Origin of the sequence: Roseomonas sp. CAU 1739 (genome assembly GCF_039839775.1) — a bacterium.
Classification (GTDB): Bacteria; Pseudomonadota; Alphaproteobacteria; order Acetobacterales; family Acetobacteraceae; genus Neoroseomonas.
Genome location: NZ_JBDOQQ010000030.1, coordinates 1 through 26,820 on the forward strand (window position 1 = coordinate 1; position 26,820 = coordinate 26,820).

Sequence of the window (26,820 nt, forward strand, 5' to 3'; positions counted from 1 at the left end):
GGCCAATCCGCGCACCATGCGCACCATGTCCGAGCACGTCGATGTGGACGTGACCGGGCTACTGCAGAAGCAGATGAACATGGACGAGGCCGGCGAGGCGCTGCTCGACTGCATCATCCGCACCGCGGATGGGCAGCACACGGCGGCCGAGATCCTCGGCCACCGGGAATACAGCCTGACGCGGCTTTACGAGAGCGCGTGACCTGTTGTACGGCGCTTCGCACCTCGGAGCGCCGTGCTGGCCGCGATCCCGATGATTTGCCCATCGATGGACCTGCTGCGCCTCATTCGTCCGTGCCGGACCCTGTCGAAACGTGGCGTCAATTCAGGGGGCAGGTCACGTGGCCTGTACACTCCCTTCAAACCCCGCCAAGCCCAGAATCCAGGCCATCCATAACGCCGTGGTCACAAGGCATGACGGGCGTGACGTTCCGAGTCATGCTGGCTCGCCATCCCGCGCGAGGAGCCCGAACCGATGACAGATGCCGTACACGGCCTTCCCGGCCATGGTCACGTCGCGATCCTGCGCGCCATGGCCCGGCACTGGTGGGCGTTCGTGCTGCGTGGCGCTGCGGCTATTCTGTTCGGTGTCCTGACCTTCATGAACCCAGGGCTTAGTATCTTCGTGCTGCTGGCCTTCCTGGCGGCTTGGATGGCGGTGGAGGGCGGCGCGACGATCTGGCAGGCGATCGCCGGCAAAGGGCAGCACGGTGCCTGGACCTGGATCGACGGCCTGCTGTCGCTGGCCGCCGCCGCGGCCCTGCTGCTGGCGCCGGGCCTGTCGGTCTTCGTCTTTGTCCTGTTCGCCGGGGGGTTTGCGGTCGCGATCGGTGTCGGGCGAATCGTACTCGCCTTTCGCGTGTCGGATGTGCTGCTTGGCGTGCTCGGCGCGGTCACCGTGCTGTTCGGCGCCATTCTGCTGACCAGGCCTGGCGAAGGACTCATCGCCATTGCCTGGATCATTGCGCTTGAAGCGATCGTGATGGGTGCGGTGCTGGTGGCCCTCGGCTTCCGCCTGAAGCGCCTCAATCAGCAGGGTTGAGGAACAGCACCAACGACGTGACCACCTGCAGAACCGCCATGGCATAGGAAAGCGGGCGGCGCTGGGCCAGCCACCAGCCCGGCGTGACGCCAGCCGCCTGCAACCGGCGGTCGGTGGGGGGCAACACGGCGAACAGCATCGCCAGGATTGCGAAGCCTGTCGCCGGCTGCACCAGCACCGCGAGCCAGGCGGTCAATGCAGGCATGATGGCGAGTTGCAGAAAACGCGAAAGCTCGCCGGGGCTCGCTCGCAGGGCGGCGAGGCCCCACCAGGTCCCGCCCACGAAGCTGGCGACCATGGCGCTGAAGACCAGGGCCGCGTGGGCGGCAAAGCCTTGCGCCTCCGGCCAGGCCAGCATGACGGCGAGCGCCGCAACGTTCGGCAGCATACCGGTCAGGCCAAGCCACCAGGCAGCGCGCGGCACGGTCGATTCGCTCATGCGGGTACCCCCTTGCTCTCATCTGCGCGAGCCGGGCGCGCCTGCCAAGCGAAAATCAGGCGCGGATCCAGGTCTCCGAAAAGGCGAGCATGGCGGTCGAGATGCGCTGTCCGGCAATGTCACGCGGCAAGGGCGCGCCGGGGCGGACCCGCCCGTTCACCGTGACGACCGCCTTCTCGCAGCCGACGAACAGGGATGGCATGTGGTGCCTGCCGGTCGCCGAATTCGGCGGCGTGAGCGCGAAGCAGAACGGCTTGCCGAGCCCCGACCAGGTCAGCGCCACGGTCGTATCCCCCGCGCGCACCGTCTCGCTGTAGGAGGTGATGGCGTCGCCGGTGGACTGCACGCTGTCGAGCCCGCGGTATTGCAGCCCCTTCAGCCCCGGCAGCCCGCGCCATGCGCCGAAATGGGAGACGTATTCGGCCACCAGCCAGCGCGCGAGCGGCTCATTGTCCGTGAAGCAGATATTGGCGCGATCGGCTGGCGGCGCCTCCTCGGCGGGCGACAGCAGCAGCACCAGCGCATGGCCGCGCCCATGCGGGGACAGCACGACCCGGAAGAAGGAGGCGAGGGTCGTGAAAAGACCAGCCGGATCCTCCTTCAGGGAGATGCCGGGGTTCTCGCCCGACCATTCGACGGTGCCGGGGAACAGGATTGTATCGGCCATGGACGCTTCCCTCATGCCTAGTTTGCAGCGACCCTGCCCCGTCCGGCCGGGCGCGGCAACCGCTGCGGCTTGCGGCGCCCGGGCGCGGCGGGGATGATCCGGCGTCAGGATGGGATGCCCCGCATGCGTGCGCTTGCCGCCATGGCCTCGGTACTTCTGCTGTCGATCTCGGCCCAGACGGGGGCGCAGACGCTGCGCATCGGGATCGGATCGGACCCCAATGTGCTCGATCCGGCGGTCAGCGGGTCCTTCGTCGAGCGTGTCGTCTTCTCGGCGCTGTGCGACAAGCTGATCGACACTGGGCCGGACCTCGCCTACCGGCCGGAACTGGCGACGCGCTGGGCCTGGGCGCCCGATGGCCTCTCGCTGACCCTGACCCTGCGCGACGATGCGCGCTTCCATGACGGCACGCCGCTTGATGCCGAGGCGGTGCGGGTCAACCTCGAACGCTATCGCACTGCCCGCGAATCGCGCCGGCGCAGCGAGCTGGCGCAGATCAGCGCCATCGAGGCTCCGGACCCGCGCACCGTGGTGATCCGCCTGTCGGAACCCTTCGCGCCGCTACTGTCGGTGCTGGCCGATCGCGGCGGGATGATCATGTCGCCCACGGCGCTGGCGCGGCTTGGCGAGCGCATCCGCGACGAGCCGGTCTGCTCCGGCCCCTTCCGCCTGACGCGCCGGGTGCCGCAGGACCGCATCGAGATGGAACGTTTCCCCGGTCATTGGAACGCCGCGAACATCCATGTGGAACGCCTGGTGTTCCTGCCGATCCCCGACAACACGGTGCGCCTGCTGAACCTGCGCGCCGGTAAGCTCGACATCATCGAGCGGCTGTCGCCTTCGGACGTCGCCGATGCGCGGCGCGACCGGCGGCTGCGCGTGGTGGAAGCGACCGCCCTTGCGTACCAGACCATGTCCATCAACACCGCCGCCGGCGCGTTGCGCGACCCGCTGGTGCGGGAGGCGCTGGAACGCAGCATCGACCGGGCGGTGATCAATCAGGTGGCGCTGGAAGGGCTGCTGGTGCCGTCCAACCAGCCGGAGGCGCCCGGCACGGCGTATCACTTCGCCGATCTGGTGCCGCCGCCGCGCGACCCGGCTCGCGCCAGCGCCTTGCTGCGCCAGGCGGGCCATGAGCGCTTCGCCTTCACGCTGAAGGTGCCGAACAGCCCTGTGGAATCACAGGTCGCGCAGATCATCCAGGCGATGGCGGCGGAAGGCGGCTTCGATGTCCGGATCGAGGTGTTGGAAGCGAGCGCCATGGTCGCTGCCACCCAGCGCGGCGACTATGACGCCGCCATCGCCATCTGGTCGGGCCGGCCGGACCCGCATGGCAATGTGGCGATCTGGCTGGCGAGCGACGGCTTCCTGAACTGGGGCCGCTATGCGAACCCCGTAGTGGACACTGCCTTCGCCGCCGGGCGGCGCAGCACCGACACGGCCGAGCGCCAGGCGCATTATCATCGTGCCGCGCAGGCCTGGATGGCCGACCGGCCGCATCTGTTCCTGTACCATCACCGCTGGTTCTGGGGTCTGCGCGCCGGCGTCGTGGGGTTCGAGCCGAACCCGGACGGCATCATCCGCTTCGCCGGCATCCGCGCGCCGTAGTGTTCAGCCCGGCCAGGGGCCTTCCAGCGCGGCACGCGTCTCGGCGACACCTTCGGTCCACAGGCGCGCCATGACGGCGTCCGGCTTCTGCCAGGCGCCGCCGAAGCTGCCATCGCCGAGCATCGCCCGCACGGCGTCAGGCCCGCTCGCCTTCATCAGTGCCATGTCCACCGCGGGCTTCGTCCCGGCCTGCGCGGGCGCATGCGCAAGCCGCGTCCAGGGGAAGTTCTCCAGCCAATTGCCGTGGCTGCCGGTGGTGTCGTCCTGCGTCGCCACCGCCCAGGTGCGCGGCGCGTTCCACCAATTGTGGAATTTGATCGACAGGGACGGGTCCTCGGCCATCACTTCCTGCGCGAGCGCGCCCACCGGCGCATTCCCGCCATGCCCGTTGACGATCAGGATGCGCCGGAAACCCGAGCGCGTCACGGACGCGATCAGGTCGCGCGCCACGGCGAGCAGGGTTTCGACCCGCAGGCTGACGGAACCCGGGAAGGCTGCAAAATACGGCGCCAGACCGAAAGGCATCGCCGGATAGACCGGCACGCCGAGCGGTTCCGCCGCCTCCACCGCCACGCGCTCCGCCAGGATGGCATCGACACACAGCGACAGCCGCGCATGCTGTTCCGTGCTGCCGAAGGGCAGCACGCACCGGTCGTCGCGCGTCAGATACGCCTCGATATCCTGCCAGTTGCTGTCGGCGATCCTCACCGTGCGGCCGGCGTCACGTCCCAGGCGTAGGTTTCCTCATCGGAGCGCCCCACGCGCAGGGTTGCGCGGTCGCGCCGCATCGCCCAGGCGGAACCCACCGCTGCGATCGGGATCACCACGCGCTGCGCCGTGAACAAGGCGCCGACCTGCTGGAGCAGTTCCTCGCGCTTCCTGTCGTCCAGCTCGACATTGGCGGCCTGGATCAGCCGGTCGATCTCCGGGTTGGAGAAGCCGTTCCAGTTGAATGCGCCGAGGCGCAGCTCGCGGTTGTTCGTATGTGCGTTGGCTGCGTAGTAGTAGTTCGCCTCGCCGGTCAGGGTGCCCCAGCCGGCCATGATGTTGGAGAGTTCGCCGCGCGCGCGGGCGGGGAAGATCACGGCGGCGGGCTGGCCGGCGGCCTGCACCTCGATGCCGATGCGGGCGAGCATCTGCGCCATCGAGGTGCCGACGCCGTTGTCGCCGGGCAGGCGGTTGTTGGTGAAGTTCAGCACCATGCGGAAGCCGTTCGGATAGCCGGCTTCGGTCAGCAATTGCCGGGCGCGCGCGACGTTCGGCGTGGGCAGCTGGATGGCCGGGTTGAAGCCGAAGATGCCGGGCGTGACCATCTGCGCCTGCGGCGTGCCCATGCCCTCCATGGCGACTTCGGCCAGGGCGCGGCGGTCGATGGCGAGGTCGATCGCCTCCCGCACCCGCGCGTCGCGATAGGGGTTGGCGGGCAGACGCGAGCCGTCGCGGGCGGTGACCTGCGGCGTCGTCTCCCGCTGGTCCAGCGCGAGGTTGAAGACATAGACAGTCTCCGCCTTCACCACGGACAGCGTGCGGTCGCGTTCGAGCGTGGGCACGTCGGCCGCCGGGACGCGGACGATCATGTCCACCTGGCCGGTGCGGAGCTGCGCGACGCGGGCAGCGGGGTTTGAGATCTCGCGCCGGACATGCCGCGCCCAGGCGGGACGGGCGCCCCAATAGGTATCGTTGCGCTCGACCGTGAATTGTTCCCGCGGCGTCCAGGACCCGAAGCGATAGGGACCCGTGCCGATGGCGACACGGCCGGAATTGAAGGCCTCGTTGGAGGTTTCCGGCGTCAGCCCGGCGGTGGCACGGGCCGAGACGACGAACAGGCGGATGAAGTCGTTGGGTAGCGTCGGTGCCGGGCCGTCGGTGACGACGCGCAGCGTGTGCGGGTCGACCACCTGCACTTCCCGCACGCGACGGACATAGATGCTGGTGGGGTTGGGGCCGGTCAGGGTCTGCATGCGCCGGATCGATGCAGCGACGTCCTCCGCCGTCATGTCCGACCCATCATGGAACTTCACGCCCTGGCGCAAGCGGAATTCCCAGGTGTTCGGGTCCACCACGCGCCAGGACTCCGCCAGGCCGGGTTCGATCTGCAGTCGGTCGCCAGAGCGGGTCAGGGTGTCGAAGACATGCGCCAGCGATTCGGCATGGGTGCCGGTGGCGGTGTAGTGCGGATCGATGCTTTCGGGGCCTGCGATGACGCCCATCGTCAGCGTCTGGGCGGCGGCGGGGCCGGCAAGCAGGGCGCCGGTGGCCACGGAGGCGAAGGCAAGGCTACGGATGGCGCTGCGCATGTTGTCTTGTCTCCGGAGGGAAGCATCCTGCCGCGGATGCTAGATCGGTTCCCCCGAACGTGGAACCATTCTTGCCCAGGCGCCTATTGGATCGTCGGCCCTTGGGCACTGGCATCAGGGCGCTCCCTGCACGAAGAATGCCTTGCGCCGTCGGGCCACTGGCCGATATTCGGCGGAATGCTCGGCCATATCATCCAACGCCTGCTGCAATCCGCGCTCGTCATGCTGGCGATGTCGGCGCTGGTGTTTGCCGGCGTCTATGCCATCGGCAATCCGATCGACGTGCTGATCTCCCCCGACGCGACGCAGGACATCCGGGCCCAGGCGATCCGCCATCTCGGGCTGGACCTGCCGCTGTGGCAGCAATACCTCGCCTTCCTGGGGCGGCTGCTGCGGGGGGATTTCGGCAATTCCTTCGTGTTCGGCATGCCCGTGCTGGACCTGATCCTGTCGCGGCTGCCGGCGACGCTGGAACTGGCGCTGGCCGCCGTGCTGATCGGCACGCTGCTGGGCGTGCCACTCGGCATCTATGCGGGATATCGTCCGAACTCCCCGGTGTCGCGGGCGATCATGGCAGTTTCGGTGCTGGGCTTCTCGGTGCCGACCTTCTGGGTTGGGCTGATCCTGATCCTGACCTTCGCGGTCAATCTCGACTGGCTGCCGGCGGGCAATCGCGGGCCGACCATCGACCTGTTCGGCGTCGGCTGGTCCTTCCTGACGCTGGAAGGGCTGTCATTTCTGGTGCTGCCGGCGCTGAACCTGTCCCTATTCAAGCTGGCCATGATGATCCGCCTGTCGCGCGCCGGCACGCGGGAGATCATGCTGACCGACACGGTGAAGTTCGCCCGCGCGGCCGGCCTGCCCGACCGCACCATCCTGCGCCGCCATGTGCTGCGGCTGATCGCCATCCCAATCGTCACCGTCTTCGGGCTGGAACTTGGATCGACGCTGGCCTTCGCGGTGGTGACGGAGACCATCTTCTCCTGGCCTGGGGTGGGCAAGTTGATCATCGATTCGATCACCTCATTGGACCGGCCGGTGATGGTTGCCTACCTGGTCCTGGTGGCGTTCCTGTTCGTGCTGATCAACCTGGCGGTCGACCTGTCCTACGCCTTGCTGGACCCGCGGCTGCGGCGCGGCGGGGCAGCCGCATGAACGCCTTCTGGCGCGAATATGCCGAGAACCGGGCGGCGCTGGCGGCGCTGCTGGTGGTCATTGCCATCCTCGCGGCGGCGTTGCTGGCGCCGTGGTTCGCGCCGCAGGACCCCTATGACCTCGCCAGCCTCGACCTGATGGATGCGCGGCGGCCGCCGGGCTTCGTGGGGTCGAACGGCTATGTGCATTGGCTCGGCACGGATGCGCAGGGACGCGATCTGCTCTCGGCCATCCTGTATGGGCTCCGCATCTCGTTGCAGATGGGCCTTGCCGCGGGGCTGGTGGCGCTGACGACGGGTGCCACTCTCGGGATCCTCGCTGCACAAGCTGGGGGATGGATTGAGACCGCGATCATGCGCGTTGTCGACCTGCAGCTGTCCTTTCCGGCGATCCTGCTGGCACTGGTTCTGGTCGCCGTGCTCGGCCAGGGCAAGACGCAGCTCGTGATCGCGCTGGTCGCCGCGCAATACGCCTATTTCGCGCGCACAGCCTACGGCGCGGCGAGTGCCGAGCGACGCAAGGACTATGTCGAGGCAGCGGCCGCCACGCCACTGTCCACCGGCCGCATCGTGTTCCGCCATGTGCTGCCGAACGTGCTGCCGCCGCTGATCGTCGTCGCCACCGTGCAGGTGGCGAATGCGATCTCGCTGGAGGCAACGCTGTCCTTCCTCGGTCTCGGCCTGCCGCCGACCGAGCCGTCGCTGGGCATGCTGATCGCCAATGGCTTCCAGTACATGATGAGCGGGCGGACCTGGATCTCGGTCTATCCAGGTGTCGCGCTGATCGTGCTGGTGGTGGCGATCAACCTGGTCGGCGACCAGCTGCGCGACCAGACGAACCCTAGGCTTCGCCGGTGACCGCGCCGCTGCTCACCGTGCGCGACCTGCGCACGCACTTCCATACCCGCGCGGGTGTAGCGCGGGCGGTGGATGGCGTGTCCTTCGACCTCGAGGCGGGCGAGATCCTCGGCCTGGTCGGTGAAAGCGGGTCAGGCAAGTCGGTGACGGGCTTCTCCCTGCTCGGCCTGGTGGATCCGCCGGGGCGCATCGCCGGCGGGTCGATCCTGTTCGATGGGCGCGATCTCGTCGGGCTGCCGGCGGAGGCGATGCGCGCGCTGCGCGGGCGGCGAATTGCGATGGTCTTCCAGGATCCGCAGGCGACGCTCAACCCGGTGCTGACCATCGGCGCGCAGATGGCGCTCGCGGTGCAGGCCCATGAACGTGTGTCGACGCGCGCGGCGGTCGATCGCGCAGCCGCGGTGCTGGCGCGGGTCGGCATTCCGGACGCGGCGCGGCGCATCGGCGCCTATCCGCATGAATTCTCCGGCGGCATGCGCCAGCGCGTCGCCATCGCGATGGCGTTGCTGCATGGCCCCGATCTGATCGTGGCGGATGAACCGACGACGGCGCTCGACGTCTCGATCCAGGCACAGATCCTCCATGAGGTGAAGGCCCTGGCGGCGGAGACCGGCACGGCGCTGATATGGATCAGCCATGACCTCGCGACCGTGTCCTCGATCGCCGACCGCGTGCTGGTCATGTATGCCGGCCGCATCGTCGAGAGCGGGCCGGTGGGCGCGGTGCTCGGCGCACCGCTGCATCCCTATACGCGCGGGTTGCTCGACAGCCTGCCGGCCATGGCCGCGCCCGGCCAGCGCCTGCGGCAGATCCCGGGCACGGCGCCATCGCTGCTCGCGCTGCCGGCCGGCTGCCCCTTCGCGCCGCGCTGTCCGCGCGCGAACGAAGTCTGCGCCGCGCCGCCGCCCGAGATGCGCATGCCCGGGCGCCTCGCGCTCTGCCACCATCCGATCGAGGTGGCGGCATGAGCGCCGTTGTCGTCGCCGAGGCGCTGACCCGCCGCTTCGACCCGCATCTGTCGATCGGGGATCGCATCGCCGCAGCCTTCGGTGCGAGGGTGGAAACGCGTCCCGTGCGCGCGGTGACCGATGTCTCCTTCGCCATCCGGAAGGGGGAAACGCTGGGGCTGGTCGGCGAATCCGGCTGCGGCAAATCAACGCTGGGGCGCATGGTCGCGGGCATCCTGCCGCCGAGTGGCGGAGTTGTCAGCGTCGAAGGCCAGCCGGTGATGCGCGGGCGGCACAAGACCACCACGCGCATCCAGACGGTGTTCCAGGATCCCTTCGCCTCGCTCAATCCACGGCGGCGCATCGGAGAGACGATCAGCGAAGGTCCGGTGGCGCACGGGTTGGTCGCGCGCGCCGGCGCGCTGACCTTCGCGGCGGAATGGCTGTCGCGGGTCGGATTGGATCCGGCCGTCGCCATGCGGTTCCCGCACCAATTCTCCGGCGGGCAGCGGCAGCGCGTGGCCATCGCGCGTGCCCTGGCGATGCAGCCGGATATCCTTGTCTGCGACGAGCCGGTCGCATCGCTCGACGTTTCGATCCAGGCGCAGATCCTGAACCTGTTCCTGGAACTGCGCGAGGCGCTGGGCTTGACCTGCCTGTTCATCTCGCACGACCTTTCCGTCGTGCGGCATGTCTCGCACCGCGTTGCCATCATGTATCTTGGCCGCATCGTCGAGATCGGGTCCGCCTCGCGCGTCTATGGCGCGCCGCGACATCCCTATACGCAGGCGCTGCTCGACAGCGTGCCCAGGCTGCGCATCGACGATGTGGCGGTGACCTTTCGCCCGATTGCCGGTGAGCTGCCTTCCCCGCTTGCGCCGCCCGCCGGCTGCGCGTTTCATCCGCGATGCCCACGCGCCACCGACCTGTGCCGGCGCGAGCGGCCTGAGCTTCGCCACGGCGCGGACGGCACCGCCGTCGCCTGCCATCATGCCGAGGAAGGGACCATCCCATGACCAATCCAGTCATCGAGGGCGTGACGGCCTGGTTGCCGGACCTCGCCGCCATCCGCCAGGACATCCACGCGCATCCCGAACTTGGAATGGAGGAGACGCGCACCGCCGCGCTCGTTGCGAAGGAACTGCGTGCGCTTGGCATTGAGGTGACGGAAGGCGTGGGGAAGCTCGGCGTGGTCGGAACCATCAGGGGCTCGCGGCCGGGCCAGCGGGTGATCGGGCTGCGCGCCGACATGGACGCGCTGCAGATCACCGAGCAGACCGGCGCATCCTATGCCTCGACGAACGCCGGCGTGATGCATGCCTGCGGGCATGACGGGCACACCACCATGCTGCTGGGTGCCGCGCGCTGGCTTGCGCAGCACCGCGACTTCGCCGGCACGGTGCATCTGATCTTCCAGCCCGCCGAGGAAGGCCGCGGCGGCGCGAAGGCGATGATCGCCGACGGTCTGTTCGAACGCTTCCCGTGCGATGCCGTCTACGGACTGCACAATGCACCGACGATCCCACAGGGCGTCTTCGGCATCCGCCCGGGCCCGGCGCTCGCGGCATCGGACCGTTTCATCGTGACCTTCAAGGGCACCGGCGGACATGGTGGGTCCTCGCCGCACCTCGCCACGGACGTGACGGTGGTGCAGGCGCATTTCGTGCTCGCGCTCCAGACCATCGTCGGACGCAACGTGCCGGCGATCGAGGCGGCCGTGCTCAGCGTGGGTTCGATCCAGGGTGGGTCGCCGGTATCGCCCAATGTGATGCCATCCGCGATCACCATCACCGGTACGGCACGCAGCTACATGCCCGCCGTGCGCGACACGCTGGAGAAGCGTATCCTCGAACTCGCCCACGGGCTGGCCGCATCCTATGGCTGCACGGCGGAGGCGGAATACCGGCGCGGCGCACCGGCGCTGGTGAACCATGAGGAGCAGACGGAGGTGGCACGCGCTGCGGCCCGCGCCCTGGTGGCGGACAGCGCCGTGGCGGTGATTCCGCCGATCACCGGTGCGGAGGATTTCGCCCTCATGCTCGAGGCTCGGCCGGGCGCCTTCATGTTTCTTGGCGCCGGCAAGGGCCCGGATGGCATGTCACCCGAGGTGCACACGCCGCATTACGATTTCAACGATGCGATCATTCCGCTTGGCGTCGCCTATTGGGTAAGCGTGGTCGAGCAGGAAATGGGCAGGGCCGGCGCATAGGGCGTGATGGACGCAAAAATCCGATAGTGACGGCGCCTGCCATCATGTAGCGTTTTCAGAGATTGCCGGAACTGTGATGGCACCGGGCCCCAGGGAGGACCGGCCGATCATCGCGTGGCACAGCCTGGGAGACATGGAATGCAAGAAGACGATCTGCGCCAGATGATCGGCCGCGTGCAGCGCGGCACGCTGTCACGCCGCGGCTTCGTGAAGCGGATGGCCGCGCTTGGCATCACCGCGCCGATGGCGACGCAGTTGCTTGCGATCACGGGCGTCGCTCCGGCTGCAGCACAATCCGTCCCGGCCTATCGCCCGACCCGGCGCGGCGGCGGCGGCGCGTTGAAGATCCTGTATTGGCAGGCGGCGACGCTGCTGAACCCGCATTTCGGATCCGGCACGACCAACCAGGATGCCAGCCGCGTCTTCTACGAACCGCTTGCCGGCTGGGCGACGGATGGCACGCTGCATCCGGTCCTCGCCGCCGAGATCCCCTCGATCGAGAATGGCGGCCTGGCTGCCGATGGGCGTTCCGTCACCTGGAAGCTCAGGCGCGGCGTGAAGTGGCACGACGGGCAGGATTTCTCGGCCGATGACGTGGTCTTCAACTGGGAATATGCGAAGAACCCCGCCGTGGCGGCGGTGACGTCCGGTTCGTATCGCGATGTCAATGTCGTCAAGGTGGACGATCATGCGGTGCGGGTGGAATTCGCCCAGCCGACGCCGTTCTGGGCGGATGCCTTCGTGGCGGCGGTGGGCGGGATCATCCCCAAGCACCTTTTCAAGGATTACGCGGGTGCCAATGCGCGCGACGCGCCGACCAACCTGCGCCCGGTCGGCACCAGCGCCTACAAGTTCGTCTCCTTCGCGCCAGGCGACAATCTGCGGGCCGAGCTGAACACCAACTACTATGAGAATACCAAGCCCTATTTCGACACGCTCGAGATCAAGGGCGGCGGCGATGCGGTCTCGGCTGCGCGGGCGGTGCTGCAGACCGGCGACTTCGACTATGCCTGGAACATGCAGGTCGAGGACGAGATCCTGAAGCGGCTCGAGACGGCTGGCCGCGGCAAGGTCAACATCGTCGATGGGGGCGGCATCGAATTCGTGCAGCTCAACGCCACCGATCCCAACCAGGAAGTCGATGGCGAGCGGTCTTCCATCAAGACCGAACACCCGGCCTTCCGCGACCCCGCGGTGCGCCAGGCGATGGCGCTGCTGATCGACCGCAACGCGCTCGAACAGTTCATCTACGGCCGCGGTGGCCCGGCGACGGCGAATTTCCTGAACAACCCGCCGCGCTTCGTGTCGCCCAACATGCGCTGGGAATTCAGCATCCAGAAGGCGAACGAGCTGCTCGATCGTGCCGGCTGGGCACGCGGGCGCGACGGCATCCGCGCGAAGGACGGCGTGCGGCTGAAGTTCGTGTTCCAGACCTCGGTCAACGCGCCGCGCCAGCGGACCCAGGCGGTCTACAAGCAGGCCGCGCAGCGCGCGGGTATCGACCTTGAGCTGAAGTCGGTCACCGCCTCGGTGTTCTTCTCGTCGGATGTCGCCAATCCCGACACCTACACCAAGCTCTACGCCGACATGCAGATGTACACCACGACCATGCCGCAGGCCGATCCCGAGCGGTTCATGAACCAGTACGTGTCGTGGGAGGTATCCTCCAAGGCCAACAACTGGCAGGGGCGCAACATCGTCCGCTGGCGCAATGAGGAATACGACCGCATCTTCCGCGAATCGCAGGGCGAGCTCGACCCGGTGAAGCGCGCGGCGCTGTTCATCCGCATGAACGACCTGGTCGTCGGCAGCAACCACATCATCCCGCTGGTAAAGCGGCCGACGGTGAGCGCCAGCCTGAACACGCTGCATCCGGTGTTGAGCGCGTGGGATGGCACCACATGGCTGCTGAGCGACTGGTGGCGCGACGCCTGACGGGCCGCGCGTGACCCAGTATCTGATCCGTCGCCTGCTGATCGCGATCCCGAGCCTGCTCGGGATCAGCATCATCCTGTTCACAGTGCTCGCGCTGGCACCGGGTGATCCGTTCGAGGAACTGGCGACGAACCCGGCCATCCCGCCTGATGTCCGCGCGCATCTGCGCGCAAGCCTCGGGCTCGATGACCCCGTGCATGTCCGCTACATCGCGTGGCTGACATCGATGCTGCGCGGCGAATGGGGGTATTCCTTCGTCAGCCGCATCCCGGTGGACCAGTTGATCCTGCAACGGCTGCCGACCACCATCGCGGTGATCGGCCTGTCGCAGATCGTCGCCCTGTGCATCGCGCTGCCGGTCGGCGTCTTTGCCGCGACGCGGCCGTACTCGCTGTTCGACCAGGTCGCCAATACGCTCGCCTTCATCGGCTTCTCGCTGCCCACCTTCTTCACCGGGTTGCTGATGATCCTGCTGTTCTCCATCACGCTGGGCTGGCTGCCCTTCGTGTATCAGACGCAACTTCCGCAGACAGGCCTGGCGTGGTGGTGGGCGCAGTTCCGGCAGTCGATCATGCCGATCATGGTGCTCGGCCTGTTCCAGGGCGCGGCATGGACACGCTACGTCCGTTCTGCGGTGCTGGATGTCATACGGTTGGACCATGTGACCACCGCGCGCGCCAAGGGGCTGCCCGAAGGGCGCGTGACCATCCGCCATGTCGTGCGCAACGCAATGATCCCGGTGGTGACGCTGGTGGCGCTGCAGATGCCTGCGGTGTTCGGCGGCGCCATCGTGACCGAGCAGATCTTCCGCGTGCCCGGCGTCGGGTCCCTGCTGATCACCGCCATCCTGGCGAATGACACGCCGGTGATCATGGCGGTGACCTTCGTATTTGCGTGCCTCGTGATCTTCTTCAACCTGGTGGCGGATATCCTGTATGGCTGGCTCGATCCCCGCATCAGCTATCGCTAGCCCCGCCGCGCGGCCGCAGATCGGCCCGTGGCAGGAGGCCTGGCGGCGCTTCCGCAAGCACAGGCTGGCCGTGGTCAGCGCGGCGGTGCTGGCGACGCTGATCCTCAGCGTGCTGTTCGGGCCGCTGCTGTGGCAGGTGCCGATCGACGAGATCGATTTCTCCGCGCGGCTGCAGGGGCCGTCCTGGGAGCATCCGCTCGGCACCGACGACCTCGGGCAGGATCTGCTGGCGCGCATTCTCTATGGCGGTCGGATCTCGCTCGCGGTCGGCTTCACGGCCATGGCGGTTGCCGTCACGCTCGGTGTGTTCATCGGCAGCGTGGCGGGCATGGCGGGCGGCAAGCTCGACGCGGCCCTGATGTGGGTGACCGACCTGTTCCTGTCGCTGCCGCAGCTGCCGCTGTTGCTGCTGATCATCTACCTGTTCCGCCAGACGCTCACCGACGTGGTGGGGCTGGAGATGGGCGTCTTCATCCTGGTGGTCAGCGTGATCGGCAGCTTCAACTGGATGCCGGTGGCCCGGCTGGTGCGCGCGCAGTTCTTCTCCCTGCGCGAGAAGGAATTCGTCGAGGCGGCGCGGGCGCTGGGTGCGTCGCGCATACGGCTGATCGTCCGCCACATCCTGCCCAATGCGCTGGGGCCGGTGATCGTGGCGGCGACCATCGATGTCGCCTCCGCGATCATTGCCGAGAGCACGCTGTCCTTCCTCGGCCTGGGCTTCCCGCCGGATATCCCGACCTGGGGACGGCTGTTGTTCGATGCCAAGGACAACCTCGACTTCGCACCGCATTGGGCGTTGTTCCCCGGACTTGCGATCTTCCTGACGGTGGTCAGCATCAACTTCGTCGGCGACGGGTTGCGCGACGCGCTGGACCCGAGGCGCGTGCAGTGACCGGTCGCCTGCTCGAGATCAGCGGCCTCAAGGTCCATTTCCGCACCGATGATGGCTGGGTGCGCGCGGTGGACGGCGTCGATATCGGCGTGGGTCGCGGCGAGACCGTGTCCATCGTCGGCGAATCCGGCTGCGGCAAGACGGTCACGGCGAAGACGGTGCTGAAGCTGATCGACATGCCGCCAGGCAAGATCGTCGCCGGCAGCATCCATTGGCAGGGCCGCGACCTGGTGCCGGAACCACCCGCGGTGATGCGCGCCATCCGGGCCAAGGAGATCGGCTTCATCTTCCAGGAGCCGATGACCTCCCTGAACCCGGTCTACACAGTGGGCGAACAGATCGCCGAGGCGGTGCGCCAGCATGAAGGCCTGTCGCGCCGCGGCGCGCTGGATCGCGCGGCGGAGATGCTGTCCCTGGTGCACATCCCGAACGCATCGCGGCGCGTGCATGATTATCCGCACCAGTTCTCGGGTGGGATGCGCCAGCGCGTGATGATCGCCATGGCGCTGTCCTGCAACCCGAAGCTGGTGATCGCGGATGAACCGACCACGGCGCTCGACGTCACCATCCAGGCGCAGATCCTCGACCTTCTGAACGAGATGAAGCAGCGGCTGGGCATGGCCGTGCTGCTGATCACCCATGCGATGGGCGTGGTGGCTGAAACGGCGCAGCGCGTCATCGTCATGTATGCCGGCAAGGTGGTGGAGGAAGCGCCGGTCAACGCGCTGTTCGCGACGCCGCGGCATCCCTATACGCAAGGTCTGATCCGTTCGATCCCGCGCCTCGATCTCGCGGCGACGCATCACCACCGGCTGGAGGCGATCCCGGGGTCGGTACCCTCGCTGCTCAACCCGCCGATCGGCTGCCGCTTCGCCGCGCGCTGCCGCCACGCCACCGAGGAATGCCGCGCGGCCGAACCGCCGCTGCGCGAGGTGACCGCAGGCCACAAGGTCGCCTGCATCCACGCCGAGAGCATCGCCGCATGACCGAACCCTTGCTGCGCGTGCAGGATCTGGTGAAGCGCTTCGCGGTGAAGGGCGGCATCCTGCGCCGCACGGTGGCGGAGGTGCACGCCGTCTCCGGCGTGTCCTTCGACCTGGCGGCGGGCGAGACGCTGGGGTTGGTGGGCGAATCCGGCTGCGGGAAATCCACCACCGGGCGGCTGATCCTGCGGCTGATCGAGCCGACCTCGGGCCAGGTGTGGTTCGACGGGCAGGACATCACCGGCCTGACGGAACAGCAGATGATCGCGCTGCGGCGCGACATGCAGATCATCTTCCAGGACCCTTTCGCCTCGCTGAACCCACGCATGACGGTGCGCGACATCGTCGCGGAGGCGCTGATCATCCACGGTCTCGCCAAGACCGCACGGGAACGGGAGGAACGCGTCGTCGAATTGCTGGAGACGGTCGGGCTGAATGCCGACCACATGCGGCGATTCCCGCATGAGTTCTCAGGCGGGCAGCGCCAGCGGATCGGGATCGCGCGCGCGCTCGCCGTCTCACCCAAGCTGGTGATCTGCGATGAGCCGGTCTCCGCGCTCGACGTATCGATCCAGGCGCAGGTGGTGAACCTGCTGGAGGATCTGCAGGAGAAGTTCGGTCTCACCTTCCTGTTCATCGCGCATGACCTGTCGGTGGTAGAACACATCTCCGACCGCGTGGCGGTGATGTATCTCGGGCGCATCGTCGAGATCGCGTCGTCGCGCGAGCTCTACACCACGCCGCTGCATCCCTATACCGAGGCGCTGCTGTCCGCGGTGCCGATCCCGGACCCCACGATCAAGCGCGAACGCATCCGCCTGCAGGGCGATGTGCCATCCCCGCTGAATCCGCCGACCGGCTGCCATTTCCACACGCGCTGCCCGATCGCCGATACCGGCATGTGCCGGGAGGTCGCGCCGCCGCTGCGGGAGACACGGCCGGGACATTGGGTGTCCTGCCACAAGCGTGACTGAGACCGGCGGTTTTGCACGATGACCTGCGGCGGTGGAATTGGTGGGGCGCCGCCCCTCCATTTCCACCCCGCCAAAGGCCAGGGGGCCTTTGGAATGCCGTCTTTTGGCGCCGGGCGGAAAAGGTGCGCTGCCCCTTCAAGTGCCATATCTGCGCCAATGCGGGTTTCGGCATGGATCCTGGCCGTCGTGCCCGATACTCGGTGAAGGTTTCCAAAGGCCTTTGGCCTTTGGTGGGGTGAGCCCGAGAGGGGCAAGGCCCCCTCGGAGACCAGGGCCAAGCCTGTCGGTATATGCTGGCCTCAGCGCGCCACCGGCTTGCGCAGGGACCAGAAGAACATCGCGCCCAGGCCATACGATGCCATCGACAGCCAGAAGGCGAGCCGATAGGTGCCGGTCAGGTCGAACAGCAACCCGGCCGCCCAGGCCCCGATGCCGGCACCGAGCCCCGACCCCACGGTGATCACGCCGAGGATGGTGCCGAGCCGCTTCCCGCCGAATAGGTCCGCCGTCTTCGCCGTGATCGCCGGGCCGCGCGCGCCCCAGGTGATTCCGAAGAAGCAGGCATGCACCCACAGCATCACATGCTGGTCGCCCGAATGGATCAGCAGCGCCGCGCCCGATCCGATCATCGAGATGATGTAGGTCGTGATCGCCGCCTTCTCCCGCCCGATCACGTCGGAGATGCTGCCGGTGATGATCACGCCTGGCAGCGCCAGCAGCGCGCCGGTACCGAGCACGAAGGCGGCATAGAGCGGATCGAATCCCACACCGACCGCGAAGGCGATCTGGTGCAGGGAGACGAGGAACGACCCGATGCTGGTCAGCGCGTAGACCAGGAACAACAACCAGAAATGCCGCGTGCGCATCGCCGCCGTCAGCGTCCAGTCGCGCGCCGCTGTCACGTTGGCGACGGCCTTGTCCGCCGCCGGCGCCGGTAGGGCGGATTCGGCGCGGCGGAACATCAGGGCGAGCGGCACCACCAGCACCGCCATCACCCCTGCCTGGATCCAGTAGGCGCCGCGCCAGCCATGCGCGTCGATCAGCAACTGTGCAACGGGGGCCGAGACGGCGCGGCCAGACCCATTCGCCGATTGCAGGATGGAGATGGCGAGGCCGCGCCGTTCCACGAACAGTCGCGAAACCAGCGGCACGAAGACCACCATGCCGATGCAGCCCGCGCCGAACGTCATCACGAAACCATAGAGGAACACCATCTGCCACAGCGACGTCGCCATCGCGCTGCCGACAAGGCCGAGCGTCAGCAGGCAGCCGCCGAGCAGTACCATGCGCATCGCGCCCAGCCGGTCCACCAACCCGCCCACCAGCGGGGAGGACACACCACCGACTACCTGGCCGACGGAATAGGCGAGGCTCGCTTCCGCGCGCGTCCAGGCGAAATCGGCGATGAAGGCCAGCAGGAACACGGTGTAGGCGTGCATCAGGCTGGCGCTGACGGTGAAGGCGACAAAGCCGCCGGCAACAACCAGCCAGGCCTGGCGCGATGGGCGGAGGTTCACCGGCGCGGCGCCGCGCCCGCCCCAATATCCCACCAGATGCCAGCCATCAGTCCAAGGCCCTCGCGCAACAGCGGTGCGAGCGCGTGCTCGTCCGGCCCGTGCTGGTTGCAGCCGGCATAGGAATTCGGCACCCACAGTACCGGCACGCCGAGTTCCTCCATGAAGATGTTCGACGGGTTCGACCCGGAGGAATTCGGAATGACGTTGGGCGCTCGGTTCGCGGTGCGCGCCATGGAACCGGCGACCATGCCCACCCAGGGATCGGCCGGATCGGTGCGAGATGCGCCGAACATGTCGCGTTCCATCACCGGGATCACCTGCACCATCGGGAAGCCCTCGGCGTCGAGATGCGCGCGCAGCGCCGGAATGATGGCCTCGCCCGGCACATCGACGGTGTGGCGCACCTGAAGCCGGGCGCGGGATTCGCCTTGCACCGCGTTTGTCGGCGCATCCGGGTGGCCGGTGATCTGCGCCAGCACGATCACGGAAGTCCAGGCGAAGATCTTCTCCGATTTCGACAGGCCGGGCTCGCCCCAATCCGGGTCGGCTTCGGGCAGGCCGGGGATATCCTCGAAGACGATCTCGCGGCTCGCCTTCAGCACGCTCTCGGGCACGCTCTGCGGCAGCCAGCCCTTCACGCGGATGCGCCCCTGCGGCGTGACGATGCTGGCCATCGCATGCGCCAGGATGAAGCCGGGATCAGGCAGCACGCCGCCCCAATGGCCGGAATGGGCCGCATTCTTGCGCAACTGCACCACCAGGTCGAAGGCGACGCCACCGCGCGCACCGAGTTTCAGCTCGGGCATGAAGGTGGTCTGGCGTGGGCCGTCCAGGCCGATGAAGACATCCGCCTTCAGCAGGTCGCGGTCGCGCTGCATCAAGCCGCGCAGGCCGGGGGAGCCGACCTCCTCGCCCGTCTCGACGAAGACCTTCGCGTTGAAGCCGAGGCTGCCGCGCTCGGCGATGACGGCGCGCAGCGCCTCGATGGCGATCAGGTGCTGGCCCTTGTTGTCCACCGTGCCGCGGCCGTACCACAGGTCACCGGCCTCGGTGACCGCCCAGGGGTCGCGGCCATCGGTCCACTTCCCGGCGAGGCCGCGCACCACATCGCCATGGCCATAGACCAGCACGGTCGGCAGCGCGGGGTCCTCGATCCGGCTGGCGAGCATGACCGGACCACGGCCGGCATTAGGGTTCTCCAGCAGGCGGATCTCGAAGCCCATGCCGTCCATCACGCCGGGCAGCACCTCGGCGCAGTAGCGGTGCAGGTCGGGCAGGCGGTCGGGCATCTGGCTTTCCGTCGGCACCGCCACCAGGCGCCGCAGATGGGCGAGGTAGGTGCCGTCATCGTACAGCCCCTGCGCCGCTGCGATTGCGCCTTCGCGTGTTCCGGCCATGTCGATGCTCCTGCTGCCCGGGCGGAGCCTCGCACCGCGGGCGCGGGGGCGGAAGCCCGCCCCGGGGTTTCTTCGCCGCACGACGCCGCGATAGGCTGGCCGCGACGCCCCCGAAGGACTCAGGACCACCCATGCAGAACCTCCCGCCCGAACCCTGGCGCTGGGATGCCACCGACATGGCGCGCGCCATTCGCCTGCGCGCGATCTCGGCGCGCGAGGCGACACAATCCGTCCTGGCCCGTTGCGCCGAGGTGAATCCCGCGATCAACGCAGTGGTCGAGGTGCTGGGCGAGGAAGCGCTCGCCGCGGCCAATGCGGCGGATACCGCGCTCGCGCGCGGGGATGCGCTTGGTCCACTGCACGGCGTGCCGGTCAGCACCAAGATCAATGTCGACCAGAAGGGCGTCGCGACCAGCAATGGCTGCGTGCCGCTTGCCTCATTGGTGGCGAAGGAGGACAGCGCCGTCGTCGGCAATCTGCGCCGTGCCGGCGCCATCCTGTTCGGCCGCACCAACACGCCGGCGCTGTCGATGCGCTGGTTCACCGAGAACGACCTGCATGGCCGCACGTTGAACCCCTGGAGCGCGGAGCATACGCCGGGCGGGTCGTCGGGCGGCGCGGCGGCGGCGGTCGCTGCCGGCATCGGGCCGATCGCGCACGGCAACGACCTCGGCGGGTCGGTGCGGTATCCGGCCTATGCCTGCGGCGTGGCGGGCATCCGGCCGTCCTTCGGCCGCATCCCGGCCTACAACCCGACCGCAGCGGCGGAACGGCCGATCTCGGCGCAGTTGATGTCGGCGCAGGGGCCGCTGGCGCGCAGCGTGCGGGACCTGCGGCTGGCCCTGTCCGTCATGGCGCAGGGCGATGCGCGCGATCCGTGGTGGATGCCGGCACCATTGACCGGCGCGCCGCGGCCGCGGCCGATCCGCGTCGCGCTGTGTCCCGACCCGATGGGCGGCGGCGTGCATCCGGCCGTGCGGGAGGCTGCGGAACATGCCGGGCGGATTCTCGCCGCGGCCGGATATGTGGTCGAACAAGTCTCGCCGCCTGACTTCCCCGGCACGGTCGAGGATTGGGAAGCCTTCAGCCGCACCGAAGGTCGCATCGCCCTCGCCGATGGCTTCGCGAAGCTGGGCGATGAGGGCGCCCAGCAGACCTTCGCCGCGATGATGGCGCGCGCGCCGGAACTCAGCCTCGCGGCCTGGGCCGCGACGGCGGCGCGGCGCACGGCACGGCAGCGCGCATGGGCGGCGTTCCTGGCGGACCATCCGATCCTGCTGCTGCCGGTATCGCTGGAGCCGCCCTTCCCTCAGGGGCTGGACCTTCAGGGAACGCAGGCCTTCGACAGCGTGTTCCGCGCCCAGGCGCCAATGCTGGCGGCGCCGCTGCTTGGCCTTCCTGGCGTGTCGGTGCCGACGGGCCTCGCGGACGGGCTGCCCATGGGCGTGCAGATCATGGCCGCGCGCTGGCGCGAGGACCTGGCGCTGGATGCGGCGGAGGTGATCGAGGCGGCCTGCCCGATGCCGACGCCGATTGCGCCACGCGGGGGGGCGGCGGGTTGAAGTCGGTCTGCGGGTGTTGCGCGGCGCGCTCGTGATTGGAGAGGGGCGCTGCCCCTCTCCAAGCCTCACCCCGCCAGGGGGCGACGGCCCCCTGGACCGCGGGGAATGGGTGTTGGGTTCGCCTGGCCCGCCGACCATACGCAGCGTGTTGCCGGCACGACATCCCCAAGGGATTCGGGAAACGGGGGGCTCAGCGCATCCATGGCCTCGCGAAGCGCCTGCCCTGCCCAACACGGGACGACGGCTTCCAAAGCCCCAAGGGCCTTTGGTCGGGTGCGAACTGGAGAAGAGTAACGCCGCTCCCCGGCTCCCCATGGCGGCATCGTCCTGAAAAAGGCGGCGTCCCGCCCCTACAGCCCGACGAGATGGTTATCCCAGCGCATTCGCCCCAGCCAGGCCGCCGCAACGTCCCTCGGCGGCGCTGAGTCCCCCACCAGCGCCACACGGCCGAGACCCGAGGTCACCACGAAGCCACCCGGCGTGGCCGCCACGCCGCAGCCATCCGGCATGGCGAAGGATGTCAGGACGCGGCGCGAACGTGCCGCGATCAACACGCCGCGCCCGCCACGTGGGCTGGTCACCGCGATGACCTCGCCGTCCTGCCCGGCCGCCGCGCTGCCGGTGTAGTGGTTGAGCCCGCGCCAAAGCTCATCCCCCGCGTCCAACGCGGCCACCCCATCCACGGTCGTCGCGGCGATCAGCGGCGGGCGTTCGAAACGTGGCCCTTCATGCTGCATGGCGACGTAGAGCGCCCCTGTCGCATCGAGCGCCAGATGCCGCAGGGACAGTGCGTCGTCACCACCCAGCGCGCGCCGGGACAGCAGCGCACCGCTGGCGGCATCGAGCAGCACGATACCGCTCTCGAAGCTCTCAAGGTCGAGCCGCACGCGGGGTACGCTCGGATCGGTGCGGATGCCGCCATTGGCGACCCACAAGGCGCGCCCATCCGGGGTCAGGCGGATGTCGTGCGGATCCGCGCCGTCGGTAGGGAATTCACCCATCCGCGTGAAGCCGCGCCGCACCGCATAGACGCCGACGACACCATCCCCGGCGTCGTCCAGTTCGGTGGCATAGAGCAGCGCGCCATCGGCCGAGAAGCAGCCATGGCCGCAGAACCACCGCTCCGTGGCGCGGGAAATGGTTGCGCCGACGCGCCCTTCGGCCGGGTGCAGAACCTGCGCGAAGCTGCCGGGCCGGCGCGCGAACAGCACGGCAAGCTCGCCATCGGGGGAAACCGCGGCGCCATGGCCGCGCGCGGGCAGCGGGATGTCGAAGCGCGGCGTGCCATCCAGCGCGAAGGCCACGGCGCGCCACCGCCCTTCCTCGTCCGCCGCGGCCGAGAGATAGCTCGGTACATCGGCAGCGGCGGGCGCGGCGGCGGCGAAACCGATAAGTCCGAAGACGGCGCGGCGTCCGAGGGTCGTCATCAATCGCCATCCATCGAATTGAAGCCAAGCGGAAGCCCGATCGCGGCGGCGACGCGCTCAGCCAACAGACGGCGGAGCGTGCCGAGCGGGCGCAGCAGGGCTTCGACCGCGGTGCGGCCATCGGTGCGCGTCACCGCCACTTCGAGCGACGGCGCGATACGCGCGGCCGCAGCGACGGATTGCGCATAGAGATCGGCCACCTGCCGCGCCAGCGCCACATCCGCCGCGGTGAGCATGGGGGCGAAGGTCACCATCCAGAACTCCTGCTGCGCCGCGAGCGAGGCGCGCAGCAGAGCGAGGGATTCCCCGCTGCGCCGGGCCTCTGCCCGGCGTGGGAAGGCTTCGCGCAGGGACGGGCCGAGCACGCGGGCGACCTGGCGTTCAGCGAGGAATTCCAGCCCGCCCACGACGTTCTTGAACAGCGTCACCATGCCATCCTGGGTCGAGGCATAGCCGCCATCCGGCGTGCCTTCGAGCAGCGCACCATAGGGGCGTTCGCTGCGCGTCCATTCCTGCAGCATGTCGCTGCCCATGCCGGCGAGGTTTGCACCGATGGCGGCCAGCAGGACGCGACGGAACGGCTGGTCCGATGCGGCGAGCTTCGATGCCTCGTCGCCGAACAGCAGGCGTTCGGATGCCGGCAGCCCCTGCGCGGCGACGCGGCCGCTGCGAAAGGCATCGGGCGTGACCTGGGCGGGATCGGCGGCGCGCAGCAGTTCGGCCATCTCGCGGCCGATGCTGTTGCGGGTGTCGGGGAAGAAGTCGATGCGGAAGCCGCGGTCGAACTCGTCAAGCGGCCCGAAGCGCAGATGGCGGATGCGCTGGAAGGCGAGGGAGGTCGCGGCCCAGGCGCGACGCGCTGGCTCGGGCTGCGTGGGGGCGGCGCGCACGGCGTCGGTCGCGGCGGCGAAACCCTGTGCTGTCTCGGCGAAGGCGGTGAAACCGGGGATGATGTGCCGCGCCACGGCACGGCGGATCGCGGCGCGCTGCGTCGCCTCCACGGCTTGGGCGCGCGCGGCGGCAGGCGCGATGAGCAGGGCGGCGAGAAGCAGGCGACGTGTCGGCATCACAGGCTGTCCAGGAAGGCGAGGAGGGCGGCGCGATCGGCGGGCGGCAGGCCGACCACACGGTTGCGCGCCGCCTGGGCTTCCCCGCCATGCCAGAGGATCGCCTCCAGCGCGTTGCGTGCGCGGCCGTCATGCAGGAGCTGCGTATGGCCGCTGACGACGCGGGTGAAGCCGAGCCCCCACAGCGGCGGGGTGCGCCACTCGCGGCCGGTCGCGGCGCCCTCGGCACGATCATCGGCGAGGCCGTCGCCCATGTCGTGCAGCAGCATGTCGGTATAGGGCCAGATGCGCTGGGCGGAATGCTCCGGCCGCCCGGGCACCTGGCCGGTGGTGAAGGACGGGCGGTGGCAGGACGAGCAGCCGGTCTCGCGGAAGATGGTCCGGCCGCGCAGCACCTGCGGCGACGGCGCAGTGCGCGCCGGCACGCCGAGGTTGCGCGCGTAGAAGACGGTCAGGTCGAACAGGCGCGGATCGACCTCGGGCTCGCCACCCGTGGGTGCACCCCTGCAGGTGACCTGGGCCGCGGTGCATTCGCCGAAGCCTTCGGGATGCAGCGTGGTGGACAGGCCCATATCGGCGCGGAAGGCATCGGCGATCTGGTCTTCCATGGTCGGCGCCAGCGCCTTCCAACCGAAGCGACCGAGGGCGGCGCGGCCGAGGAAGGCGCTCGGCACGAAAGCGGCGCGGCCGCGGATGCCGTCATGGTTGCGGTCGTCGGGGTCGGCGCCGGCGACAATCTCGGCCTCGGGGATAGCCTCCAGCAGGCCGAGGCCGATCATCGGCGGCGCGCTGCGGGCGGAAAGCCGAAGGCCCTGCATCGGGTCGCCATAGCCCCAGCTGTCGATGCGCCAATGCGGGCGGCGCAGATGCGCGACCTCGCCGCCGGCGAGCGCCACCTCCTCCTCGGTCCAATCCGGGTGAACGCGTCCCTCGGCCGGATGGCCCTGGATGCCGAAGGTCTGCAATTGCCCGCCATAGACCGGGTCCGGCGACCCATCTGCCGCACCGATCCGCACCAGCAGGGAGGACGCCGCCTCTCCCGCTTCCGGCGGTCGGCCCCGCCCGTCGCGCAGATGGCAGGACTGGCAGCCCCGCGCATTGTAGAGCGGCCCGAGCCCGTCCGAGTTGGTCGTCGAGGAGGGGGCCGACACCCAGAGCTTGCGGAACACGCCGTCGCCGACGCGGAAATCGAGTTGTCGGTCGAAGGGCAGCGTCGCCGAGGAGAGCGAGAAAGCACGCGCATCACGCGCGACATGGACGGTGGCGGCACTGCCCGGCAGCAATTCCGCCGGCTCCGGCCCATCCTGCGCGGAAAGGGCGCCGGTCAGGAGGACGGCGCCGGCCAGCAGCACTACGCGGCGCATCGCGCTACGGCCGCCGCACCGCCGCGGGATTGTCGAGGCTGTCCGAGCGTTCGAAGCTTGCGCTGAGGCGCAGCGCCGCCATCACGCGCTCGATGGTGCGGGTCTGTTCCAGCAGTCGGTCGATCGCCGCCTGGACCAGGGCGCTGCCCTCGGCATTTCCCTCGCCGAGCATCTGGTCATAAGCCTCGACCGTCTCGGCACGCGTCTTGATCGCCTGCATGGCGGCGAGGGTGGCGTCGAGCCGGGCGCGCATCTCGCGGTCCAGCGCGGGGACGACGTGGCGCACGAAATCCGACAGCGACGGGCCGCGGACGATCGAACCATCGGTGCGGCGGTACTCGCCGAGATAGACGGCGCGCATGCCGACCACATCGTTGAAGTGGCTGTTGTGGGTGTTGTCGGAGAAGCAGTCATGCTCCTCCTCCGGGTCGTGCAGCATCAGCCCGAGCTTCATGCGTTCGCCGGCGAGTTCGCCATAGGACAAGCTGCCGAGGCCGGTGAACATCGCGGTCAGCCCGGCATCGGGGCCGCGTGCCGTGAGCGCCCGCCGCGCCGCGCCATTTGGCGCCCAGTTCGCCACCATCGCCTCGAGCTCCGCTACCAGCATGGCGATGACGGTGGTGAGGTAGGCGGCGCGACGGTCCTGGTTGCCGCCGGTCCCGCCCTCCCCGCGCAGGTAATCGGTGTAGGGGCGATTGCCCGCGCCCGGGCCGGTGCCGTTGAGGTCCTGGCCCCAGAGCAGGAATTCGATGGCGTGCCAGCCGATGGTCACGTTCGCCTCGACGCCGCCGACCTCATGCAGGCGGGTCAGCACTTCGGGCGTGATGGTGGTGATGTCGATCGTCTCGCCGGCGTGGGAAATTTCGCGCGACGCGATGATGTTGGCGGTGAAGAGCGGGTTCTCGTCGCTGGTGTCGCCGTAGCGTTCGGTGTCGACGTAGTCGATCAGGCCCTCATCGAGCGGCCAGCCATTCACCCGCCCTTCCCAGGCATCGACGATGGGATTGCCGAAGCGATAGGCCTCGGTCTGCTGATAGGGCACGCGAGCGGCGATCCAGGCGCGGCGGGCGGCCGCGAGGGTCTGTTCGGACGGTGCCTCGACCAGCCGTGCGACGGCCTGTTGCAGCGCGCGGGCGCCGGCCAGCGCATCGGCGTACATCGCGGCAGCGATATCGGCATAGGTGGCGAGGATGGCACGCTTCGCAGGCAGGGCTTGGGCGTGGGCGGCGGGTGCCGCCACGCTGGCCATGGCAAGGGCCAGCAGGGCACGACGGGTGGACAAGGGCGATGCTCCTGGAAGGCGTGCGTTCGGGCCAGGGTGATATCGCTAATGCGAGTCGTTCGCAACAAAAGAAGAATTGTGTTCGCCCATGGGCCGACACAGCCCACGGGTTCGGAGGCGGCCTCGGTTGCGTCGAGAGGAGGAGCGGCCGGAGGCGCGGGGCGCCGGAATTTCGGGGCCCCTGCGTGTGAGCAACGCGGATTGGCCGTCGCTTCACGCCCATCGACAG

The 26,820-nt window shown here is 68.8% G+C and carries 23 protein-coding genes and 1 pseudogene; 14 read left to right on the forward strand and 10 right to left on the reverse strand.

Features of this window, described 5'->3' with window-relative positions; genetic code table 11:
• Both AAFN86_RS27975 and AAFN86_RS27980 read left to right on the forward strand, forming a co-directional pair.
• A pseudogene (locus AAFN86_RS27975) lies at positions 1-202 on the forward strand (D-galactarate dehydratase); the annotation flags it as partial.
• A gap of 273 nt (positions 203-475) precedes the next feature.
• Complete coding sequence (locus AAFN86_RS27980) at positions 476-1,042, forward strand: DUF308 domain-containing protein (RefSeq protein WP_347546912.1); 567 nt, start codon at positions 476-478, stop codon at positions 1,040-1,042.
• Here the strand turns inward: AAFN86_RS27980 and AAFN86_RS27985 are convergent.
• Positions 1,026-1,466: a DUF3429 domain-containing protein gene (locus tag AAFN86_RS27985; protein WP_347546913.1), complete on the reverse strand. Its 441-nt coding sequence runs from the start codon at positions 1,464-1,466 to the stop codon at positions 1,026-1,028. The genes AAFN86_RS27980 and AAFN86_RS27985 overlap by 17 nt on opposite strands.
• Positions 1,467-1,536: 70 nt before the next feature.
• Entirely contained in the window at positions 1,537-2,148 is a 612-nt protein-coding gene (locus AAFN86_RS27990) for a hypothetical protein (RefSeq protein ID WP_347546914.1), read from the reverse strand.
• Positions 2,149-2,271: 123 nt separating this feature from the next.
• Here AAFN86_RS27990 and AAFN86_RS27995 point away from each other — a divergent pair, with 123 nt between their 5' ends.
• Positions 2,272-3,756, forward strand: coding sequence for an ABC transporter substrate-binding protein (locus AAFN86_RS27995; RefSeq protein ID WP_347546915.1), 1,485 nt, complete (start codon positions 2,272-2,274; stop codon positions 3,754-3,756).
• Positions 3,757-3,759: 3 nt separating this feature from the next.
• Here AAFN86_RS27995 and AAFN86_RS28000 read toward each other — a convergent pair whose 3' ends face one another.
• Both AAFN86_RS28000 and AAFN86_RS28005 read right to left on the reverse strand, forming a co-directional pair.
• Entirely contained in the window at positions 3,760-4,464 is a 705-nt protein-coding gene (locus AAFN86_RS28000; protein WP_347546916.1) for a creatininase family protein, read from the reverse strand.
• Entirely contained in the window at positions 4,461-6,053 is a 1,593-nt protein-coding gene (locus AAFN86_RS28005) for an ABC transporter substrate-binding protein (RefSeq protein ID WP_347546917.1), read from the reverse strand. The genes AAFN86_RS28000 and AAFN86_RS28005 overlap by 4 nt, the downstream gene beginning before the upstream one ends.
• 177 nt (positions 6,054-6,230) lie before the next feature.
• Here AAFN86_RS28005 and AAFN86_RS28010 point away from each other — a divergent pair, with 177 nt between their 5' ends.
• From AAFN86_RS28010 to AAFN86_RS28055, 10 genes are all read left to right on the forward strand, one after another.
• Positions 6,231-7,208: an ABC transporter permease gene (locus tag AAFN86_RS28010; RefSeq protein ID WP_347546918.1), complete on the forward strand. Its 978-nt coding sequence runs from the start codon at positions 6,231-6,233 to the stop codon at positions 7,206-7,208.
• Positions 7,205-8,065 (forward strand): ABC transporter permease, encoded by an 861-nt coding sequence (locus AAFN86_RS28015; RefSeq protein WP_347546919.1) that lies wholly within the window; start codon positions 7,205-7,207, stop codon positions 8,063-8,065. Before AAFN86_RS28010 ends, AAFN86_RS28015 begins: the two co-directional genes overlap by 4 nt.
• Positions 8,062-9,033, forward strand: a complete 972-nt coding sequence (locus AAFN86_RS28020; protein WP_347546920.1) for an ABC transporter ATP-binding protein — start codon at positions 8,062-8,064, stop codon at positions 9,031-9,033. Before AAFN86_RS28015 ends, AAFN86_RS28020 begins: the two co-directional genes overlap by 4 nt.
• The gene (locus AAFN86_RS28025) at positions 9,030-10,028 is read left to right on the forward strand and encodes an oligopeptide/dipeptide ABC transporter ATP-binding protein (protein WP_347546921.1); all 999 of its coding nucleotides are present in this window, start codon (positions 9,030-9,032) and stop codon (positions 10,026-10,028) included. The genes AAFN86_RS28020 and AAFN86_RS28025 overlap by 4 nt, the downstream gene beginning before the upstream one ends.
• A complete protein-coding gene (locus AAFN86_RS28030; protein ID WP_347546922.1) occupies positions 10,025-11,221 on the forward strand; it encodes a M20 aminoacylase family protein in 1,197 nt (398 codons plus the stop codon). Before AAFN86_RS28025 ends, AAFN86_RS28030 begins: the two co-directional genes overlap by 4 nt.
• A 138-nt stretch (positions 11,222-11,359) precedes the next feature.
• Positions 11,360-13,156, forward strand: a complete 1,797-nt coding sequence (locus AAFN86_RS28035) for a peptide ABC transporter substrate-binding protein (RefSeq protein ID WP_347546923.1) — start codon at positions 11,360-11,362, stop codon at positions 13,154-13,156.
• A 10-nt stretch (positions 13,157-13,166) separates the two neighbouring features.
• A complete protein-coding gene (locus AAFN86_RS28040; RefSeq protein ID WP_347546924.1) occupies positions 13,167-14,126 on the forward strand; it encodes an ABC transporter permease in 960 nt (319 codons plus the stop codon).
• Entirely contained in the window at positions 14,092-15,018 is a 927-nt protein-coding gene (locus tag AAFN86_RS28045; protein WP_347546925.1) for an ABC transporter permease, read from the forward strand. Before AAFN86_RS28040 ends, AAFN86_RS28045 begins: the two co-directional genes overlap by 35 nt.
• On the forward strand, positions 15,015-16,004 hold the full coding sequence (locus AAFN86_RS28050; protein ID WP_347546926.1) for an ABC transporter ATP-binding protein: 990 nt from the start codon (positions 15,015-15,017) through the stop codon (positions 16,002-16,004). The genes AAFN86_RS28045 and AAFN86_RS28050 overlap by 4 nt, the downstream gene beginning before the upstream one ends.
• A complete protein-coding gene (locus AAFN86_RS28055; RefSeq protein WP_347546927.1) occupies positions 16,001-16,975 on the forward strand; it encodes a dipeptide ABC transporter ATP-binding protein in 975 nt (324 codons plus the stop codon). The genes AAFN86_RS28050 and AAFN86_RS28055 overlap by 4 nt, the downstream gene beginning before the upstream one ends.
• A gap of 299 nt (positions 16,976-17,274) precedes the next feature.
• Here the strand turns inward: AAFN86_RS28055 and AAFN86_RS28060 are convergent, their stop codons facing one another.
• A complete protein-coding gene (locus AAFN86_RS28060; protein WP_347546928.1) occupies positions 17,275-18,492 on the reverse strand; it encodes an MFS transporter in 1,218 nt (405 codons plus the stop codon).
• Positions 18,489-19,889, reverse strand: coding sequence for a M20/M25/M40 family metallo-hydrolase (locus AAFN86_RS28065; RefSeq protein ID WP_347546929.1), 1,401 nt, complete (start codon positions 19,887-19,889; stop codon positions 18,489-18,491). Before AAFN86_RS28065 ends, AAFN86_RS28060 begins: the two co-directional genes overlap by 4 nt.
• A 131-nt stretch (positions 19,890-20,020) precedes the next feature.
• Between AAFN86_RS28065 and AAFN86_RS28070 the strand changes: the two genes are divergently transcribed.
• Positions 20,021-21,451, forward strand: coding sequence for an amidase family protein (locus AAFN86_RS28070; protein WP_347546930.1), 1,431 nt, complete (start codon positions 20,021-20,023; stop codon positions 21,449-21,451).
• A 350-nt stretch (positions 21,452-21,801) separates the two neighbouring features.
• On the opposite strand, the gene AAFN86_RS28075 is transcribed toward AAFN86_RS28070, so the two are convergent.
• From AAFN86_RS28075 to AAFN86_RS28090, 4 genes are read right to left on the reverse strand one after another with little or no spacing between them, the layout of a single operon-like run.
• Positions 21,802-22,878, reverse strand: a complete 1,077-nt coding sequence (locus AAFN86_RS28075) for a DUF1513 domain-containing protein (RefSeq protein ID WP_347546931.1) — start codon at positions 22,876-22,878, stop codon at positions 21,802-21,804.
• Complete coding sequence (locus tag AAFN86_RS28080; protein WP_347546932.1) at positions 22,878-23,945, reverse strand: imelysin family protein; 1,068 nt, start codon at positions 23,943-23,945, stop codon at positions 22,878-22,880. The genes AAFN86_RS28075 and AAFN86_RS28080 overlap by 1 nt, the downstream gene beginning before the upstream one ends.
• A complete protein-coding gene (locus AAFN86_RS28085) occupies positions 23,945-25,309 on the reverse strand; it encodes a di-heme oxidoredictase family protein (RefSeq protein WP_347546933.1) in 1,365 nt (454 codons plus the stop codon). Before AAFN86_RS28085 ends, AAFN86_RS28080 begins: the two co-directional genes overlap by 1 nt.
• A 4-nt stretch (positions 25,310-25,313) precedes the next feature.
• Entirely contained in the window at positions 25,314-26,591 is a 1,278-nt protein-coding gene (locus tag AAFN86_RS28090; protein WP_347546934.1) for an imelysin family protein, read from the reverse strand.
• Positions 26,592-26,820: the final 229 nt, after the last annotated feature.

What these genes read in the sequence shown, in the direction of transcription:
- AAFN86_RS28065 (WP_347546929.1), bottom strand. Translation starts at nt 19,889, where the DNA reads ATGGCCGGAACACGCGAAGGCGCAATCGCAGCGGCGCAGGGGCTGTAC.
- AAFN86_RS28005 (WP_347546917.1), bottom strand. Translation starts at nt 6,053, where the DNA reads ATGCGCAGCGCCATCCGTAGCCTTGCCTTCGCCTCCGTGGCCACCGGC.
- AAFN86_RS28010 (WP_347546918.1), top strand. Translation starts at nt 6,231, where the DNA reads ATGCTCGGCCATATCATCCAACGCCTGCTGCAATCCGCGCTCGTCATG.
- AAFN86_RS28080 (WP_347546932.1), bottom strand. Translation starts at nt 23,945, where the DNA reads ATGCCGACACGTCGCCTGCTTCTCGCCGCCCTGCTCATCGCGCCTGCC.
- AAFN86_RS27995 (WP_347546915.1), top strand. Translation starts at nt 2,272, where the DNA reads ATGCGTGCGCTTGCCGCCATGGCCTCGGTACTTCTGCTGTCGATCTCG.
- AAFN86_RS27980 (WP_347546912.1), top strand. Translation starts at nt 476, where the DNA reads ATGACAGATGCCGTACACGGCCTTCCCGGCCATGGTCACGTCGCGATC.
- AAFN86_RS28075 (WP_347546931.1), bottom strand. Translation starts at nt 22,878, where the DNA reads ATGACGACCCTCGGACGCCGCGCCGTCTTCGGACTTATCGGTTTCGCC.
- AAFN86_RS28055 (WP_347546927.1), top strand. Translation starts at nt 16,001, where the DNA reads ATGACCGAACCCTTGCTGCGCGTGCAGGATCTGGTGAAGCGCTTCGCG.
- AAFN86_RS28085 (WP_347546933.1), bottom strand. Translation starts at nt 25,309, where the DNA reads ATGCGCCGCGTAGTGCTGCTGGCCGGCGCCGTCCTCCTGACCGGCGCC.
- AAFN86_RS27990 (WP_347546914.1), bottom strand. Translation starts at nt 2,148, where the DNA reads ATGGCCGATACAATCCTGTTCCCCGGCACCGTCGAATGGTCGGGCGAG.
- AAFN86_RS28025 (WP_347546921.1), top strand. Translation starts at nt 9,030, where the DNA reads ATGAGCGCCGTTGTCGTCGCCGAGGCGCTGACCCGCCGCTTCGACCCG.
- AAFN86_RS28030 (WP_347546922.1), top strand. Translation starts at nt 10,025, where the DNA reads ATGACCAATCCAGTCATCGAGGGCGTGACGGCCTGGTTGCCGGACCTC.
- AAFN86_RS28070 (WP_347546930.1), top strand. Translation starts at nt 20,021, where the DNA reads ATGCAGAACCTCCCGCCCGAACCCTGGCGCTGGGATGCCACCGACATG.
- AAFN86_RS28015 (WP_347546919.1), top strand. Translation starts at nt 7,205, where the DNA reads ATGAACGCCTTCTGGCGCGAATATGCCGAGAACCGGGCGGCGCTGGCG.
- AAFN86_RS28035 (WP_347546923.1), top strand. Translation starts at nt 11,360, where the DNA reads ATGCAAGAAGACGATCTGCGCCAGATGATCGGCCGCGTGCAGCGCGGC.
- AAFN86_RS28045 (WP_347546925.1), top strand. Translation starts at nt 14,092, where the DNA reads ATGGCTGGCTCGATCCCCGCATCAGCTATCGCTAGCCCCGCCGCGCGG.